The organism is Devosia sp. CN2-171 (assembly GCF_049354815.1).
Lineage (GTDB): Bacteria > Pseudomonadota > Alphaproteobacteria > Rhizobiales > Devosiaceae > Devosia_A.
In genome coordinates this window covers 3,082,125-3,095,925 of the sequence record NZ_CP186479.1, presented here as the reverse complement: position 1 = coordinate 3,095,925, position 13,801 = coordinate 3,082,125, and the positions used below count along the sequence as shown (strand labels likewise).

Genomic DNA, 13,801 nt, shown 5'->3' with positions numbered 1-13,801 from the left:
CGGGAGGACGAGATGTACCTGTTGCATATCGAGCATTCGGTTCCCGACTACGAAGCCTGGCGGCGGAACGGCTTCGACAGCGATCCGCTGGGGCGGCAAAAGATGGGCGTACTCCGGCATCGCGTCGGTCGACGCACCGACGATCTGAACCACGTCATGATCGATCTCGAGTTCGCGACATCGGAGGATGCCGAGCGCATGGCGGCCGCCCTGAAGCAGATGTGGGTCGGCGCGGAAGCGCGCGGCCTGATCCGGACGCCGGAGCTGACCAGCTTCACCCTCGTCGACAGCGTCGAATACTAGCCGCTAGACCTCGCCGCGGATCCATTCGAGCTTGTGCCGGCCCTGGCCGGGATCGCCGAGCAGCTGCGCCAGCGCCGGCAACAGGATGCGAAGCTCGCCTTCGAGTGTGAAGGGCGGATTGACGAGGATCAGGCCCGAGCCATGCAGCCGTGGCGGGTTCGATGCCGGGCGGATGCTGACCTCGGCGCGCAGCATCTTGGGGATGCCGGTCGACTGCAGCGCCGAGATGAAATCATGCACGGCACGCGTATCCTTCAGCGGATACCAGAGCGCGTAGACGCCGGTGGCGAACTTGCCGTAGCCCTTCACCAGCCCATCGACCATGCGGTCGAACTCTCCCTTCTCCTCGAACGGCGGATCGACCAGCACGAGCCCGCGCTTCTCCTTGGGCGGCACATGCGCATTGAGCGCCAGCCACCCGTCGAGATTGATCACCCGCACCTGCACGTCACCCTCGAACAGGGTCCCGAGACGCTTGGCATACTCAGGGTGCAGCTCCAGCGCCGACAGCCGATCCTGCGGCCGGAGCAGTTTTCGGACGAGGAGCGGCGAGCCCGGATAGGTGGCGACGCCACCATCAGGATTGAGCTCACGGATCACATTGAGATACGGCTCGACCAGCGGCTGCGCCTTCTGTGGCAGCGGCGTCTTCAGCAACCGCCCCACCCCCTCCACCCATTCGGGCGACCTCTTGGCGATCTCGCCGGTTAGGTCATAGCGCCCTATCCCGGCATGGGTGTCGATCACCCGGAACGCTGCGTCCTTCTTCTTCAGGTACTCGACCAGCCGCGTCAGCACGATGTGCTTCATCACATCGGCGAAATTGCCGGCATGGAAGGCGTGGGAGTAGTTCATCCGAAGCGTTGCCAGGAAAAGTGCGAAGCGGTTTTCCGGTTCGGAAGCGCGACCAACATCAATGCCGGGCCTGCGCGGTGAGGATGGTGGCCGCGAACGCCGTGAAGATACCGGCAAAGCTCCAGTTCAGTGCCTTCTCCACCCACTTGGTCTTCTTGAATGCGGCCGCAATCCAGTCGGCCGCGTAGACGGTCAGCACCGCCAGCGGGATCGAGATGATGATGAACTCGGCGCCGAGGAAGAACAGCTTCTGGCTCGCGAACGGGTCATGCGCATCGACGAATTGCGGGAGGAACGTCACGAAGAACAGCACGACCTTGGGGTTGAGCAGGTTGATGCCAACGCCGGTCATGTAGCTCTGCTTCAGCGTCGGCACCTTCTTCGTCGCCGCCGCAATCCGCAACCCGCCGCCCGCCGTGATCGCCTGCCAGGCGAGCCAGAGCAGGTACACCGCGCCCACGATCTTCAGCACCATGAACAGCGCCGGCGCCGCGACGATCAGCACTGAGATGCCGAGCGCCGCGAGCGTCGTATGCACCAGCACGCCGGTCATCGCGCCCGCTGCACAGGCGAGCCCATGCGCCCGGCCGTAATTGATGGCGCGGCTCAGCTGCAGCGCCATATCCGGTCCAGGCGTGATAGCAAGGATCACCCCGGCCAGCGAGAAGGCGAGGATGACGGCAAGGTCGGGGACGAAAGCAGGCATGGCGGCCTCGGCAAGAATCTTGGCCCGAGCAATTGCACGCCGGGGCCCGCTTGAATAGGGTGCGCGCCGATTTCAGGGCGTTTCGGCGCCCCTCCGGCGCGCCGTCTCGCGCCCCTCTCGGAAGCGTTGCAATGAGCAAAGACATCAAGAAAATCGTCCTGAGCTACTCGGGCGGCCTCGACACTTCGATCATGCTGAAGTGGCTGCAGGAGCACTACCAGGCCGAGATCATCACCTTCACAGCCGACCTCGGCCAGGGCGAGGAACTCGAGCCGGCCCGCAAGAAGGCCGAGATGTTCGGCATCAAGGACATCCGCATCGTCGATGTCCGCGAGGAATTCGTGCGCGATTTCGTCTTCCCGATGTTCCGCGCCAACGCCCTCTACGAAGGCCAGTACCTGCTCGGCACCTCGATCGCCCGCCCGGTGATCGCCCGCCATCTCGTCGAGATCGCCGAGGAGACCGGCGCCGATGCCATCGCCCACGGCGCTACCGGCAAGGGCAACGACCAGGTCCGCTTCGAGCTCACCGCCAACGCGCTCAGCCCCGGCCTCAAGGTCATCGCCCCCTGGCGCGAATGGGATCTCCGCTCGCGCACGGCGCTGCTCAACTACGCCGAAAAGAACCAGATCCCCATCGCCAAGGACAAGCGCGGCGAAGCCCCGTTCTCGGTCGACGCGAACCTCCTCCACACCTCGTCCGAGGGCATGGTGCTGGAAGATCCGGCCGTGCCCGCGCCCGACTATGTAGCCCAGCGCACAGTCAATCCCGAGGATGCGCCGAACGAGCCCGAGATCATCACCATCGGCTTCGAGAAGGGTGATCCCGTCTCGGTCAATGGCGTGAAGCTCTCGCCGGCCGAACTGCTCACCAAGCTCAACGAACTCGGCGGCAAGCACGGCGTCGGCCGCCTCGACCTCGTCGAGAACCGCTTCGTCGGCATGAAGTCGCGCGGCCTCTACGAGACCCCCGGCGGCACCATCCTCCTTGTCGCGCATCGCGGCATCGAGTCGATCACCCTCGACCGCGGCGAAGCCCATCTCAAGGATGAGCTGATGCCGAAATATGCCGAACTCATCTACAACGGCTTCTGGTACTCGCCCGAACGGGAGATGCTGCAGGCGCTGATCGACAAGAGCCAGGAATTCGTCACCGGCGACGTCACGGTCAAGCTCTACAAGGGCTCGGCCAGCGTCATCGCGCGCTCCTCGCCCTACTCGCTCTACAACATGGATCTCGTGACCTTCGAGGAAGGTGCCGTGGCCTATGATCACCACGATGCCGAGGGCTTCATCCGGCTCAACGGCCTGCGTTTGAAGACCTACGCCGCCCGCCGCATCAACCTCGGCAGGAAGTAAGCGCGAAGCCAACTCCCAGTGCTTCGGGCTGCCACGTATGAGAATGCGTGTTATTGCGTGTCCGACCGGTAGGCATTCCTTGCCGGTCGGCGCTTCGGCGTCTGGTTGATTTGCGCACTAACGCATAGTGCGGCAGATATTTAGCACTCATTAACCATGAAATACTGACACTCCGGGCGAGTTCATCGCGTATCCCGGAGTAGAGTCATGCGTGTATTTGCACTAACCACTCTCTGCCTGTTAGTGGCAGTTACGCCCGCAGCTGCACAGAGCAACGTCGATTTCACGGGCACGGTCGCCACCGTCTGCGCCCTGTCATTGCCGACCAACGGCACCCTGGGGCTGAACCCGGCCGGCAACGTGCTGAGTTCGGAGTATGGCCTTGCGGGCAGTGTCACGGTTCTCTCGATCGGCAGCAACAACCTCGCGGTGGATGCGCCCATCTGGCAGGTCGCGCCGCCCGCCGGCTACAATGCAACCGGAGAGGCCCTGCTCGTCTCCTATTCCGGGGCGGCGGGATTGAGCGCCGTCAACCAGGCCTTCACCGCCTCAGACACCAGCGTGCCGATCGGCACCCTCGCCGCCGCTGTGCTGACGGTGAACAACAGGGTCACCAACTCGAACGGCTTCGCGGAGGGCACCTACACCACCCGCACCGTCGTCACGTGCACGCCATGAGGACCTTCGGCGCTGGCGCCCTCGTTCTTGCGGTCGCGCTGGCGCCTTTGCAGGCTTTCGCCTGCACGCTGGTCCTGCAGACCCCCGGTACGCTGCGCAACTCGATGGACAACACAGTGCTCGGCTCCGAGGTCAACGGCAACACCCCGGCGACCGTCAATGCACTGCTGGCGCTGTTCGAAAGCCCCACAATCCAGGTCAGCGCTCCAAGCCGCATCACCCCGCCGCCTGCCGGCTACAACACCGCCGCCGAAACAGTCCAGGTCCGCTACACCGCCGGGGTGATTGCAGGCGGCGGCCTCGCCGACCAGCCATACACTAGCTCCACGACTAGTTTTCCGCTCGGACTGCTCGGTCTGGTCACCGTCTCGATGACGGTCCACAGCCGCATCCTCAACGCGAACGGCTTCGCTGCGGGCACCTACACAACGAGGACAGTCGTCACATGCCATCCATGAGTATCAGGACCGCAGCGCTGCTGCTTCCACTGTGCCTTGCCGCACCGGCCCTTGCCCAGTCGCTGTCACCGCTCGAAAAGTCGGGACTCACCCCCTCGGACAGGAAGGCCTTCCGCCTGCAGGTCGGCAATCCTTACGACCACAGGATGACATTCGTCCTCGTCCCCATGATGCCCGATTACCAGACGCCGATCGACGGCGTGGTCGTCAAGCCGGCCAAGCTGACCATGGCGCCCGGCTTCTCCCGGCCGGTCATAGTTACCTTCGAAATAGACCCAACCAAGAGGGAGCGGACAATTGCGCTCTGTGTCATGCCTGCCGCGCTTGATGGCCCGATCCTGCCGCGTGTTTGCGGTCTCTATACTGGCCGCATGGCCGGCCGCGGCGGCTGACGGGCTCCTGCTGCCGCCTCCGCCGGTTGGTCCCGGCGGCGAGGATTCGATCACCACCTCGGAAGGCGTGCGCTGCAGCCAGTCGATCAACTCGTCCGGCGGCTATCTCGACCTCGGCATCGCCGGCGGCGATCTGTCGAGCGCGTACTCCAATACCGATTACGGCAACGACGACGACTACGGCGCACCGCAGAGCGCCGTTGCCTATGCCCGCGTCATCATCCCGCTCGGCGAGGCCCCGACCCGCCTTAACTGCGCCCGCCTCTACGAACTCGAGATTCAGAAGCTCAAGGCCGAGATCGAGATGCTGAAGGTCGGGCTCGAGTAAGGCGCGCCTGCAATCCAAGCCCTTCTACTTAAAGCGTTCTTAACTCGCCGCCAGTAGCGTCGCACGCTGGGGTTTTAGGGGTGAGAGGCCGGAACAGAAGTGAAGGCGCCGACAGTCGATTCCGTACGCAAGGCCGCCGATGCCCTGCTGCTCGATGCAGCATTGCAGTCGGTTCCCTATGGCTTCTGCGTCTGGTCGCCGCAATTCAAGCTGGTGATGTTCAACCAGCATTACCTCGACATCTACGGCTTCTCGCGCAAGCGCGTCCGCAAGGGCATGACGCTCGAGGCGATCGTCCGGCTGTCGGGCGAACTGGGCAACCACCCCGATCAATCGCCCGAAGAATTCCTCACCGGCTACAAGCAGGAACTGCTCAACAACCGCGGCGGCGCCCGCGCCAAGGTGCGCGAACTGGTTTCGGGCGACCGCTGGATCGAGACGGCGCATGTCTTCTCCCCCGGCCTCGGCTGGGTGGTGACCCACGAGGATGTCACCGAGGAAATCGCCTCGAGCGAGATCATCCAGCGCCGGAAACACGAGCTCGAGCGCCAGAACATCCGCCTCGACGCGGCCGTGAACAATATCAGCCAGGGCCTCTGCATGTACGACCCCAAGGGTCGGCTCGTCATCTGCAACCAGCCCTACCAGCGCATCTACAACCTGCCCGAGCGCCTGCTGCGGCCCGGCACGCAACTCGACGACATCCTCGGCCACCTCTTCGACGAAGGCATGCAGGCCGGTGTCAACCGCGAGGAATACATCGCCTGGCGGCGCGCGATGATCGCCCGCGGCGAGTACGGCAAGAACATCCATGAGCTGAACGGCCGCACCATCATGATGCAGCACCATCCGATGAAGGATGGCGGTTGGGTCACCACGCATGAAGACATCACCGAGCAGCGCCAGCACGAGGAGCGCATCCGGCACCTGGCGCGCCACGACGCGCTCACCCAGCTCCCCAACCGCGTGCAATTCCTCGAGGAAATGGCGGCCGCCGAACCCGGCCTCGAGCGCGGTGATCGCATCGCGGTGCTCTGCATCGACCTCGACCACTTCAAATCCGTCAACGATACGCTCGGCCATTCGCTCGGCGACAAGCTGCTGCAGCAGGTCTCGGCCCGGCTCTGGGGTGCGACGCGCGAGGACGACGTGTTGGCCCGTCTCGGCGGCGACGAATTCGCCCTGCTGCTGCGCGACATCCAGTCACCCAGCGAGGCGGCCGCTATCGCCGATCGCATCGTCAAGGCGATGTCGAACCCCTTCACCATCGATGGCCACCAGCTGGTGATCGGCACCTCGGTCGGCATCGCCATGGCGCCACAGGACGGCGACACCGCCGAAATCCTGATGAAGAACGCCGACCTCGCGCTCTACCGGGCCAAGAACGAGGGCCGCTCGACCTACCACTTCTTCGAGCCCGGCATGGATGCCGCCATCCAGAAGCGTCGCATCATCGAGGCGGGCCTCCGCCTCGCCCTCGCCAGCGGCGAGTTCCGGCTGGTGTACCAGCCACTGGTGGCGCTGCAGGAGAACCGCATCGCCTGCTTCGAGGCGCTGCTGCGCTGGGACAGCGATCGTGGCGTCATCTCGCCCGCAGAATTCATCCCGGTCGCCGAGGAAACCGGCCTCATCGTCCAGATCGGCGAATGGGTGCTGCGCGAGGCCTGCCGCACCGCCGCGACCTGGCCCTCCGATGTCCGCGTCGCCGTCAATCTCTCGGCCGTGCAGTTCAAGAACAAGCGCCTGTTCGAAACGGTCGAGGCTGCGCTGCGCGAAACCGGACTGTCGCCGGCCCGGCTCGAACTCGAGATCACCGAGTCGCTGCTGCTCTCGGACAACGAGCCGACGCTCAAGACCCTGCATCGCCTGCGCGCCCTCGGCGTCCGCATCTCGATGGACGATTTCGGCACGGGTTACTCGTCGCTGAGCTACCTGCGCAGCTTCCCCTTCGACAAGATCAAGATCGACCGCTCGTTCATGCGCGATCTCAAATCGAAGGGCGACAGCCTGGCCATCATCAAGGCGGTGATCGGCCTGGGCCATTCGCTCGGCATGTCGACCACCGCCGAGGGCATCGAGACCGAAGAGCAGCTGGCCGCCGTGCGCGACCAGGGCTGCAACGAAGTCCAGGGCTTCCTCTTCTCCCCCCCGGTCAGCGCCCAGAAGGTCACCGAGATGCTGGCCGAGGAGGCACGCCCGCGGCTGAAGCGGGCGTCATAATGAGCTTCAGCCCGGTACTGCTGGCGATACCGGTCATCCTCGCGATCATGCTTGCCTGGCGGGTTGTGCAGCGACATCGCGCCGCCTACCGCGCTCAGTCCCTGCCACGCGACGACACTGAGATGACGGCCGCGATGGCGCGGGCCAGGGCGTCGGTAGGTAGGTTCTGGCAGCACTTTGCCGACCCCCGCCCCGGCGAGACCGATTTCATGCTGCGCATCTCCATCTCCAACGGCGACCTTGTCGAGCATCTCTGGTGCGACCGGATTGAGGGGGATCAGGTGGCCGCCAGCGCTGTTGTCGGCAACGAGCCGCTCGACGTTGCGACCGTCCGGCGCAACCAGCGCATCTCGTTCGGCAGCGAGCAGATCTCCGACTGGGCATTCCGCCGTGACGGCAGGATCGTAGGAGGCGAAACGCTACGCGCCATGCAGCAACGCTTTCCACCCGGCCATCCCGCGCGTCGCGAGATCTTCATCGACTAGGTCGGCAGTTGCCCCGGCCACTCGGACTTGCCAATCTCACGTCATGCGCCCGCACCTTTATGCCCAGCTCTGCGCCATTGCACGCCGCGAGTGCGGTGATCCGGCCGCGGCCGAGGACGTGGTGCAGGATGCCATGCTCGCGGCTGTGATGGCCGGCAGGGCCGACCTGACCGATCCTGCCAATGGCCGATGGCTCGGCGGCGTGGTGCGAAACAAGGCCCGCATGACCGCCCGTAGCGCTGCCCGCCAGCGCCGGCGCGAAACCGAGTGGCAGTCGCATCGTACTGAACCGGCAACCACGCACAGCGAGCCCGCTGCCATTCTCGCGGGTCTTCCGCCAGCACTAAAGGCCGCCGCAGCGCTCGTGCTCTCCGGCCACAGCCGGCACGAGATCGCCTACCTGCTGAGACTGCCCGACACGGCGTTGCGCCAGCGCATCGTCGCGCTTAAGCGCCATCTCAAGTCGCGCGGCGTCACCATGCCGTCGGAGTTCGTCGGTCTAAACCTCGATCTCGCATACGGCCGCATCCGCGATGCCCTGCTGCCCGAGCTGCTCCGCGAAGGCGGCCTGTTCGGCAGCCACGACCCGGACGGGCATCTTTTTATTATCCGTCGCTCACAAACGCCCTGAGCACGGCAACTGCGAGGCGAGGCAAACAAAAGGAGCCCAGCCATGATCCCCAAACCGCACCGCGCCAGCGTCGTCTTCTATGTCGCCGACATCGCCCGCACCGAAGCGTTCTACCGCGACACGCTCGGCATCGACCTCGAGCGCATGGAAGGCGCCGAACCGTTCTGGCTGCAGGGCCAGCTCGATCGCGGCCTCGAATTGGTCTTCTTCGAGATGGAGGGCGTCCGCGGCAACACCCCGGCTCTCATCTTCGATATCTCCGATAACGGCGGTATCGACGATGTGGTCGCCGCGCTGGTCGAAAAGGGCGTCACCATCGTCACGCCCGTCAGCGAGGCGCCGGGCGGCTGGAGCGCCGACTTTCTGGATCCGGATGGCTTTGGCCTCGGCCTCTACCAGTCGGGCGAAAAGCCGCGCTCGCTGAAGGGCTAGCCTTCGACGACCCTTAGCGACAAACCGATTCCGGTGATTGTCGATTTCGGCATGCGCCAAGCGTCATGACTGCGAGGGTGTTTCCCGGGCGCGATCGCGCTGGGCAAACGGGGGACGCCCTCACCCTTTGACCTCGTCGCAACCCTTTTGTGACCTCGCCGCAACCCTCCCATTCGGCGAATTGTCTTGAGAATGTGACCCTTGTCCGATATGGGGCGCGGCTAATCTCCTGAAATCTGATCGGCCGCCCCCATGTCTTTGCGAAATATCGCAATCATTGCCCACGTTGACCATGGCAAGACCACCATGATCGACGTTCTGCTCAAGCAGTCCGGCTCCTTCCGCGATAACCAGCGCGTTGAAGAGCGCGCCATGGACAGCAACGACCTCGAGCGCGAGCGCGGCATTACCATCCTTGCCAAGGTCACCTCGCTGGTCTGGAAAGACACGCGCATCAACATCGTCGATACACCCGGCCACGCCGACTTCGGTGGTGAAGTCGAGCGCATCCTGTCGATGGTCGATGGCGTGGTGATCCTGGTCGATGCCGCCGAAGGCCCGATGCCGCAAACCAAGTTCGTGCTCGGTAAGGCGCTGGCCCAGGGCCTCCGCCCGATCGTTGCGATCAACAAAATCGACCGTCCCGACGAGCGCCACCTCGAAGTGCTCGAAGAGATTTTCGACCTCTTCATCGCCCTCGACGCGACCCCCGAGCAGCTCGATTTCCCGGTCCTCTACGGCGCCGCCAAGCTCGGCTGGATGAGCGAAAAGCCGGAAGGCCCGAAGGACTCGCTCGCTCCGCTGCTCGACAAGGTGCTCGAATACGTGCCTGAGCCCAAGGTGGAAGAGGGCCCGTTCCGCATGCTCGTCACCACCATCGAGCGCAACCCCTTCCTCGGCCGCATCCTGACCGGACGCATCACTTCCGGCACGGTCAAGTCCAATGACCCGATCTACTCGCTCGGCCGTGACGGCAAGATCGTCGAGAAGGGCCGCGTCTCCAAGGTCTTGGCCTTCCGCGGCCTCGAGCGCACCCCGATCGATATCGCCGAAGCCGGCGACATCGTGGCGATCGCCGGCCTCGAGACCTCGACCGTCGCCGATACGCTGGTCAACCCGTCGGTGACCGTGCCGCTGCCGTCCAAACCGATCGACCCGCCGACCCTGTCGGTCACCTTCCGCATCAATGATGGTCCGCTCGCCGGCCGCGAAGGCGACAAGGTGCAGTCGCGCGTCATCCGCGAGCGCCTGATGCGCGAAGCCGAAGGTAACGTCGCTATCCGTGTCACCGAAGGCGAAGACAACGACTCCTTCGACGTCGCCGGCCGCGGCGAACTTCAGCTCGCCGTTCTGATCGAAAACATGCGCCGCGAAGGCTTCGAGCTCACCATCGGCCGCCCGAAGGTCGTTATCCGCGAGGAGAACGGCGTCAAGCTCGAGCCGATCGAGGAAGTCATCATCGACGTCGATGACGAGCACACCGGCGTGATCGTCCAGAAGCTCACCGAGCGTAAGGGCGACCTGGTCGACATGCGTCCGTCCGGCGTCGGCCGTCAGCGCCTGCGCTTCTATGTCCCGACCCGCTCGCTGATCGGCTACCAGCCCGAACTGCTGTCGGACACCCGCGGCACCGCCATCTTCAACCGGCTGTTCCACGAGTACCAGCCGTTCAAAGGCGCGCTGCCCGGCCGCCGTACCGGCGTGCTGATCTCGAACGGCACCGGCACAGCCGTGACTTACGCCCTGTGGAACCTCGAAGATCGTGGCTCGATCATGATCGACGGCGGCGTCGACATCTACGAAGGCATGATCATCGGTGAGCACGCCCGTGAGAACGACCTCGAAGTCAACGCGCTCAAGGGCAAGCAGCTGACCAACATCCGCACGACATCCAAGGATGAAGCGGTCCGCCTGACCCCGCCCAAGAAGCTCACACTCGAGCAGTCGCTCGGCTACATCGCCGACGACGAATATGTGGAAGTGACGCCCAAGAGCATCCGCTTGCGCAAGATCTGGCTCGACCCGAACGACCGCAAGAAAATGATGCGCGCCAGTAAGGCGAGCTGAGGCACATCGCGGCTCTGGTGATCCCCGCGAAAGCGGGGATTTCCGTTTCCGGGCCTCGCGCTTCCCTCCCGCACCGTCATCCCCGGGCTTGACCGGGGGACCCATGCGATCTCTCCTCGGGCACCTGCTTCGGAGCACCCATGGCCACCTGGATCACCCAGATCATCACCGACCTCGGCTACATCGGCATCGCCCTGCTGATGTTGCTCGAGGCAGTCTTCCCGCCGATCCCCTCGGAGCTGATCGTGCCCTTCGCCGGCTTTGCCGCCGGAGAGGGCAAGCTCAACTTCCTCGGGGTCATTCTCGCGGCGACCGCGGGCTCGTTGATCGGCATGCTGCCCTGGTACTTCGTCGGCCGCCTGTTCGGGCTCGAACGGGTCAAGTGGCTCGCCGACCGGATCGGCCGCTGGTTCGCCTTCAATGCCGATGAGATCGACTACGCCGCCCGCATCTTCGACCGCTGGGGCCGGCCCATCGTCCTCGTCGGGCGGCTGTTCCCGATCCTCCGCACCCTGATCTCGGTCCCCGCGGGGCTCGCCAAGATGAACTTCCTCACCTTCGCGCTGTTTTCGGCCATCGGCATGCTGATCTGGAATACCGTGCTGGTCAGTGCCGGGTACCTCCTCCACGAGCACTATCACCTCGTCGAAAGCTGGATCGACCCGTTGACCTGGCTGGTCCTCATCGCCGTCGTCGGCCTCTACATTGTCCGCCTGTTCACATGGCGCCCAAGCAGCGCCGGCGAAAAAAACTGAACCCCATGTCACACCGCTAGGGTGCCCGGTCGTCTTGTTGTCGTGATCATCGAAATGACATGGAGACAATGATGACCAAGCGCATCAACCCCTACGCCCGGATGGACCTCATCCAGCCCCTGATCGACTACAGCCACGGCGTGCCCGATGTCGGCCTCGAGCCGGCCCTGGCCCATCTCGTAAAAATCCGCGCCAGCCAGATCAACGGCTGCGCCGTGTGCCTCGTCATGCACAGCCAGGAGGCTCGCCAGGACGGTGAGACCGAGATGCGCATCTACCTGCTCGATGCCTGGCGGGAAGCGCCCCATTTCACGCCCCGCGAGCGGGCCGCCCTCGCCTGGACCGAAGCTCTGACCACGCTCGATCACGCCACCTCCGATGCGGCCTACGAGCTGGTGGCGGCTGAGTTCAGCGAGGCCGAGCAGGTCGTCCTCACGCTGCTGATCGGCAACATCAACACATGGAACCGCATCAATGCCGGCTTCCGGGTGAGCCCTCCGCGTTCGTCGGCCATCAAGGCGGCCGCGTAACATGGACGCGGGGCGGGCCGATGCGGCCATCAGTTTCGAACCTCATCGGCCCCGCCTCCACCGGGTCGCCTACCGCATGCTCGGCTCGGTCGCCGATGCCGAGGATGTGGTGCAGGAAGCCTTCCTGCGCTGGCACACCGCCGACCGCTCCGAAATCGACAACGCGGAAGCCTTCCTCGTCCGCGTCGTCACCCGGCTCTGCCTCGACGTGCTGAAGTCCGCCCGCCGCAAGCGCGAAACCTATATTGGCCCCTGGCTACCCGAGCCGGTGGTCGAGACCGAAGCCGATCTGGCCGAAGACGTGACCCTACCTCTACTGCTGGCCCTCGAACGCCTCTCTCCACTCGAGCGCGCTGCATTTCTTCTCCACGATGTCTTCGGCATGGAGTTCGAAGAGGTCGCCGGCGCCATCGGCCGCGAACCCGCCGCCTGCCGGCAACTCGCCGCCCGCGCCCGCCAGCACGTGCACGACGCGCGCCCGCGCTTCGCCGTCGACCAGCGCCGCGGCATGGAGATCGCCGAGGCCTTCTTTGCCGCCGCGCAGACCGGCGACATGGCAGCGCTCAAGTCGATGCTCGCCGCCGACATCACCGTCACTGCCGATGGCGGCGGCAAGCGCCCAGCCGGTCCGGTCCCGATCGTCGGCCTCGACGACGTGATGCAGCTGATGGAGCGGATGGCGCGCCTCTTCGCCCGCGCCCCGTCGCAGCTTGTCCGTCTTGCCATGATCAACGGACTGCCCGGCTACGTCACGCTCGAGGCCGACGGCCAGCTGCAGACCACCGCCCTCGAGATCGTCGATGGCAAGATCGCCGGCCTCTACATCGTGCGCAATCCGGATAAGCTCGGGCATATCAAGGGCGCAGCGCTCCACTGAGCGCCAACCCTCCGCCATCAAAGGCAAAATCGTCGCGCCCGCTTGCCGCTCGCTCCAGTGCCCCCTAAATAGGGCGACGAACCTGAGGACGCCCGATGACTTTTGCTATTCTGCAGACGCTGAGTTTCATTCTGAACATCGTCTGGTGGATCTTCCTGATCATGATCATCATGAGCTGGCTGATTAGCTTCAACGTGATCAACACCCGCAACCAATTCGTGAACTCGGTCTGGCGCGTGCTCAACCAGATCACCGAGCCGATCCTGAAGCCGATCCGCCGCATCATCCCGCCGGTCGGCGGGCTCGATCTGTCGCCGCTCATCGTCTTCGTCGTCATCTTCTTCCTGCAGAACCTGATCGCCTCGCTTGCGGTTGGCCGCGTTCTCTAGCCCACAGCCCTTCAGGCGCGACGCGGATGGCATCCTCGTGAGCCTCCGCGTCACGCCCAATGCCGGGGCCGACCGCGTCGAGGGCACCGAGCGGCGCGATGACGGCACCGCCGTGTTGCGGGTGCGCGTCACCGCCGTTCCCGACAAGGGCAAAGCCAATGCCGCGGTGATCGCGCTGATCGCCAAAACCCTCGGCATCCCCAAATCCGCCGTCACGCTGGTCGCAGGCGAAACCGCCCGCCTCAAGACCCTCCGTCTTTCCGGCGATCCGGATCGCCTTACCGCCGCCCTCGAAAACCTCGGCTGAATTGCTTATATTACGGCCAGCATCAATAGG

At 64.6% G+C, this 13,801-nt stretch carries 18 protein-coding genes; 16 read left to right on the top strand and 2 right to left on the bottom strand.

What is annotated here, in order from left to right:
- Window positions 1-12 precede the first annotated feature (12 nt).
- Entirely contained in the window at window positions 13-303 is a 291-nt protein-coding gene (locus ACOYW5_RS15355; RefSeq protein ID WP_423065762.1) for a hypothetical protein, read from the top strand.
- A 3-nt stretch (window positions 304-306) separates the two neighbouring features.
- Here ACOYW5_RS15355 and ACOYW5_RS15350 read toward each other — a convergent pair whose 3' ends face one another.
- A complete protein-coding gene (locus tag ACOYW5_RS15350; RefSeq protein WP_423065761.1) occupies window positions 307-1,158 on the bottom strand; it encodes a 23S rRNA (adenine(2030)-N(6))-methyltransferase RlmJ in 852 nt (283 codons plus the stop codon).
- Window positions 1,159-1,216: 58 nt separating this feature from the next.
- On the bottom strand, window positions 1,217-1,864 hold the full coding sequence (locus tag ACOYW5_RS15345) for a LysE family translocator (protein WP_423065760.1): 648 nt from the start codon (window positions 1,862-1,864) through the stop codon (window positions 1,217-1,219).
- Between the two features lie 131 nt (window positions 1,865-1,995).
- On the opposite strand from ACOYW5_RS15345, the gene ACOYW5_RS15340 reads away from it, so the two are divergent.
- From ACOYW5_RS15340 to ACOYW5_RS15270, 15 genes are all read left to right on the top strand, one after another.
- The gene (locus ACOYW5_RS15340) at window positions 1,996-3,222 is read left to right on the top strand and encodes an argininosuccinate synthase (RefSeq protein ID WP_423065759.1); all 1,227 of its coding nucleotides are present in this window, start codon (window positions 1,996-1,998) and stop codon (window positions 3,220-3,222) included.
- Between the two features lie 243 nt (window positions 3,223-3,465).
- Complete coding sequence (locus ACOYW5_RS15335) at window positions 3,466-3,900, top strand: hypothetical protein (RefSeq protein ID WP_423065758.1); 435 nt, start codon at window positions 3,466-3,468, stop codon at window positions 3,898-3,900.
- The gene (locus tag ACOYW5_RS15330) at window positions 3,888-4,358 is read left to right on the top strand and encodes a hypothetical protein (RefSeq protein WP_423065757.1); all 471 of its coding nucleotides are present in this window, start codon (window positions 3,888-3,890) and stop codon (window positions 4,356-4,358) included. Before ACOYW5_RS15335 ends, ACOYW5_RS15330 begins: the two co-directional genes overlap by 13 nt.
- Entirely contained in the window at window positions 4,355-4,750 is a 396-nt protein-coding gene (locus tag ACOYW5_RS15325) for a hypothetical protein (RefSeq protein WP_423065756.1), read from the top strand. The genes ACOYW5_RS15330 and ACOYW5_RS15325 overlap by 4 nt, the downstream gene beginning before the upstream one ends.
- Window positions 4,704-5,078, top strand: a complete 375-nt coding sequence (locus tag ACOYW5_RS15320) for a hypothetical protein (RefSeq protein WP_423065755.1) — start codon at window positions 4,704-4,706, stop codon at window positions 5,076-5,078. Before ACOYW5_RS15325 ends, ACOYW5_RS15320 begins: the two co-directional genes overlap by 47 nt.
- Before the next feature lie 99 nt (window positions 5,079-5,177).
- The gene (locus ACOYW5_RS15315; protein ID WP_423065754.1) at window positions 5,178-7,298 is read left to right on the top strand and encodes an EAL domain-containing protein; all 2,121 of its coding nucleotides are present in this window, start codon (window positions 5,178-5,180) and stop codon (window positions 7,296-7,298) included.
- The gene (locus tag ACOYW5_RS15310) at window positions 7,298-7,783 is read left to right on the top strand and encodes a DUF2314 domain-containing protein (protein ID WP_423065753.1); all 486 of its coding nucleotides are present in this window, start codon (window positions 7,298-7,300) and stop codon (window positions 7,781-7,783) included. Before ACOYW5_RS15315 ends, ACOYW5_RS15310 begins: the two co-directional genes overlap by 1 nt.
- Window positions 7,784-7,826: 43 nt before the next feature.
- The gene (locus ACOYW5_RS15305) at window positions 7,827-8,414 is read left to right on the top strand and encodes an RNA polymerase sigma factor (protein ID WP_423065752.1); all 588 of its coding nucleotides are present in this window, start codon (window positions 7,827-7,829) and stop codon (window positions 8,412-8,414) included.
- A 42-nt stretch (window positions 8,415-8,456) separates the two neighbouring features.
- Window positions 8,457-8,846: a VOC family protein gene (locus tag ACOYW5_RS15300; RefSeq protein ID WP_423065751.1), complete on the top strand. Its 390-nt coding sequence runs from the start codon at window positions 8,457-8,459 to the stop codon at window positions 8,844-8,846.
- Between the two features lie 252 nt (window positions 8,847-9,098).
- Entirely contained in the window at window positions 9,099-10,913 is a 1,815-nt protein-coding gene (typA, locus tag ACOYW5_RS15295; protein WP_423065750.1) for a translational GTPase TypA, read from the top strand.
- 140 nt (window positions 10,914-11,053) lie between these two features.
- Entirely contained in the window at window positions 11,054-11,668 is a 615-nt protein-coding gene (locus ACOYW5_RS15290; protein ID WP_423065749.1) for a DedA family protein, read from the top strand.
- A 71-nt stretch (window positions 11,669-11,739) separates the two neighbouring features.
- Window positions 11,740-12,198, top strand: coding sequence for a carboxymuconolactone decarboxylase family protein (locus ACOYW5_RS15285; protein ID WP_423065748.1), 459 nt, complete (start codon window positions 11,740-11,742; stop codon window positions 12,196-12,198).
- 1 nt (window position 12,199) lies between these two features.
- The gene (locus tag ACOYW5_RS15280) at window positions 12,200-13,075 is read left to right on the top strand and encodes a sigma-70 family RNA polymerase sigma factor (RefSeq protein WP_423065747.1); all 876 of its coding nucleotides are present in this window, start codon (window positions 12,200-12,202) and stop codon (window positions 13,073-13,075) included.
- A 95-nt stretch (window positions 13,076-13,170) separates the two neighbouring features.
- Window positions 13,171-13,464, top strand: a complete 294-nt coding sequence (locus ACOYW5_RS15275; RefSeq protein WP_423065746.1) for a YggT family protein — start codon at window positions 13,171-13,173, stop codon at window positions 13,462-13,464.
- Complete coding sequence (locus tag ACOYW5_RS15270) at window positions 13,448-13,771, top strand: DUF167 family protein (RefSeq protein ID WP_423065745.1); 324 nt, start codon at window positions 13,448-13,450, stop codon at window positions 13,769-13,771. Before ACOYW5_RS15275 ends, ACOYW5_RS15270 begins: the two co-directional genes overlap by 17 nt.
- The last annotated feature ends 30 nt before the right edge of the window (window positions 13,772-13,801 follow it).

Excerpts from the sequence above, each read along its gene's own strand:
- ACOYW5_RS15290 (WP_423065749.1), top strand. The coding sequence starts at position 11,054 with ATGGCCACCTGGATCACCCAGATCATCACCGACCTCGGCTACATCGGC.
- ACOYW5_RS15310 (WP_423065753.1), top strand. The coding sequence starts at position 7,298 with ATGAGCTTCAGCCCGGTACTGCTGGCGATACCGGTCATCCTCGCGATC.
- typA (WP_423065750.1), top strand. The coding sequence starts at position 9,099 with ATGTCTTTGCGAAATATCGCAATCATTGCCCACGTTGACCATGGCAAG.
- ACOYW5_RS15300 (WP_423065751.1), top strand. The coding sequence starts at position 8,457 with ATGATCCCCAAACCGCACCGCGCCAGCGTCGTCTTCTATGTCGCCGAC.
- ACOYW5_RS15305 (WP_423065752.1), top strand. The coding sequence starts at position 7,827 with ATGCGCCCGCACCTTTATGCCCAGCTCTGCGCCATTGCACGCCGCGAG.
- ACOYW5_RS15285 (WP_423065748.1), top strand. The coding sequence starts at position 11,740 with ATGACCAAGCGCATCAACCCCTACGCCCGGATGGACCTCATCCAGCCC.
- ACOYW5_RS15325 (WP_423065756.1), top strand. The coding sequence starts at position 4,355 with ATGAGTATCAGGACCGCAGCGCTGCTGCTTCCACTGTGCCTTGCCGCA.
- ACOYW5_RS15280 (WP_423065747.1), top strand. The coding sequence starts at position 12,200 with ATGGACGCGGGGCGGGCCGATGCGGCCATCAGTTTCGAACCTCATCGG.
- ACOYW5_RS15355 (WP_423065762.1), top strand. The coding sequence starts at position 13 with ATGTACCTGTTGCATATCGAGCATTCGGTTCCCGACTACGAAGCCTGG.
- ACOYW5_RS15345 (WP_423065760.1), bottom strand. The coding sequence starts at position 1,864 with ATGCCTGCTTTCGTCCCCGACCTTGCCGTCATCCTCGCCTTCTCGCTG.
- ACOYW5_RS15275 (WP_423065746.1), top strand. The coding sequence starts at position 13,171 with ATGACTTTTGCTATTCTGCAGACGCTGAGTTTCATTCTGAACATCGTC.
- ACOYW5_RS15340 (WP_423065759.1), top strand. The coding sequence starts at position 1,996 with ATGAGCAAAGACATCAAGAAAATCGTCCTGAGCTACTCGGGCGGCCTC.
- ACOYW5_RS15350 (WP_423065761.1), bottom strand. The coding sequence starts at position 1,158 with ATGAACTACTCCCACGCCTTCCATGCCGGCAATTTCGCCGATGTGATG.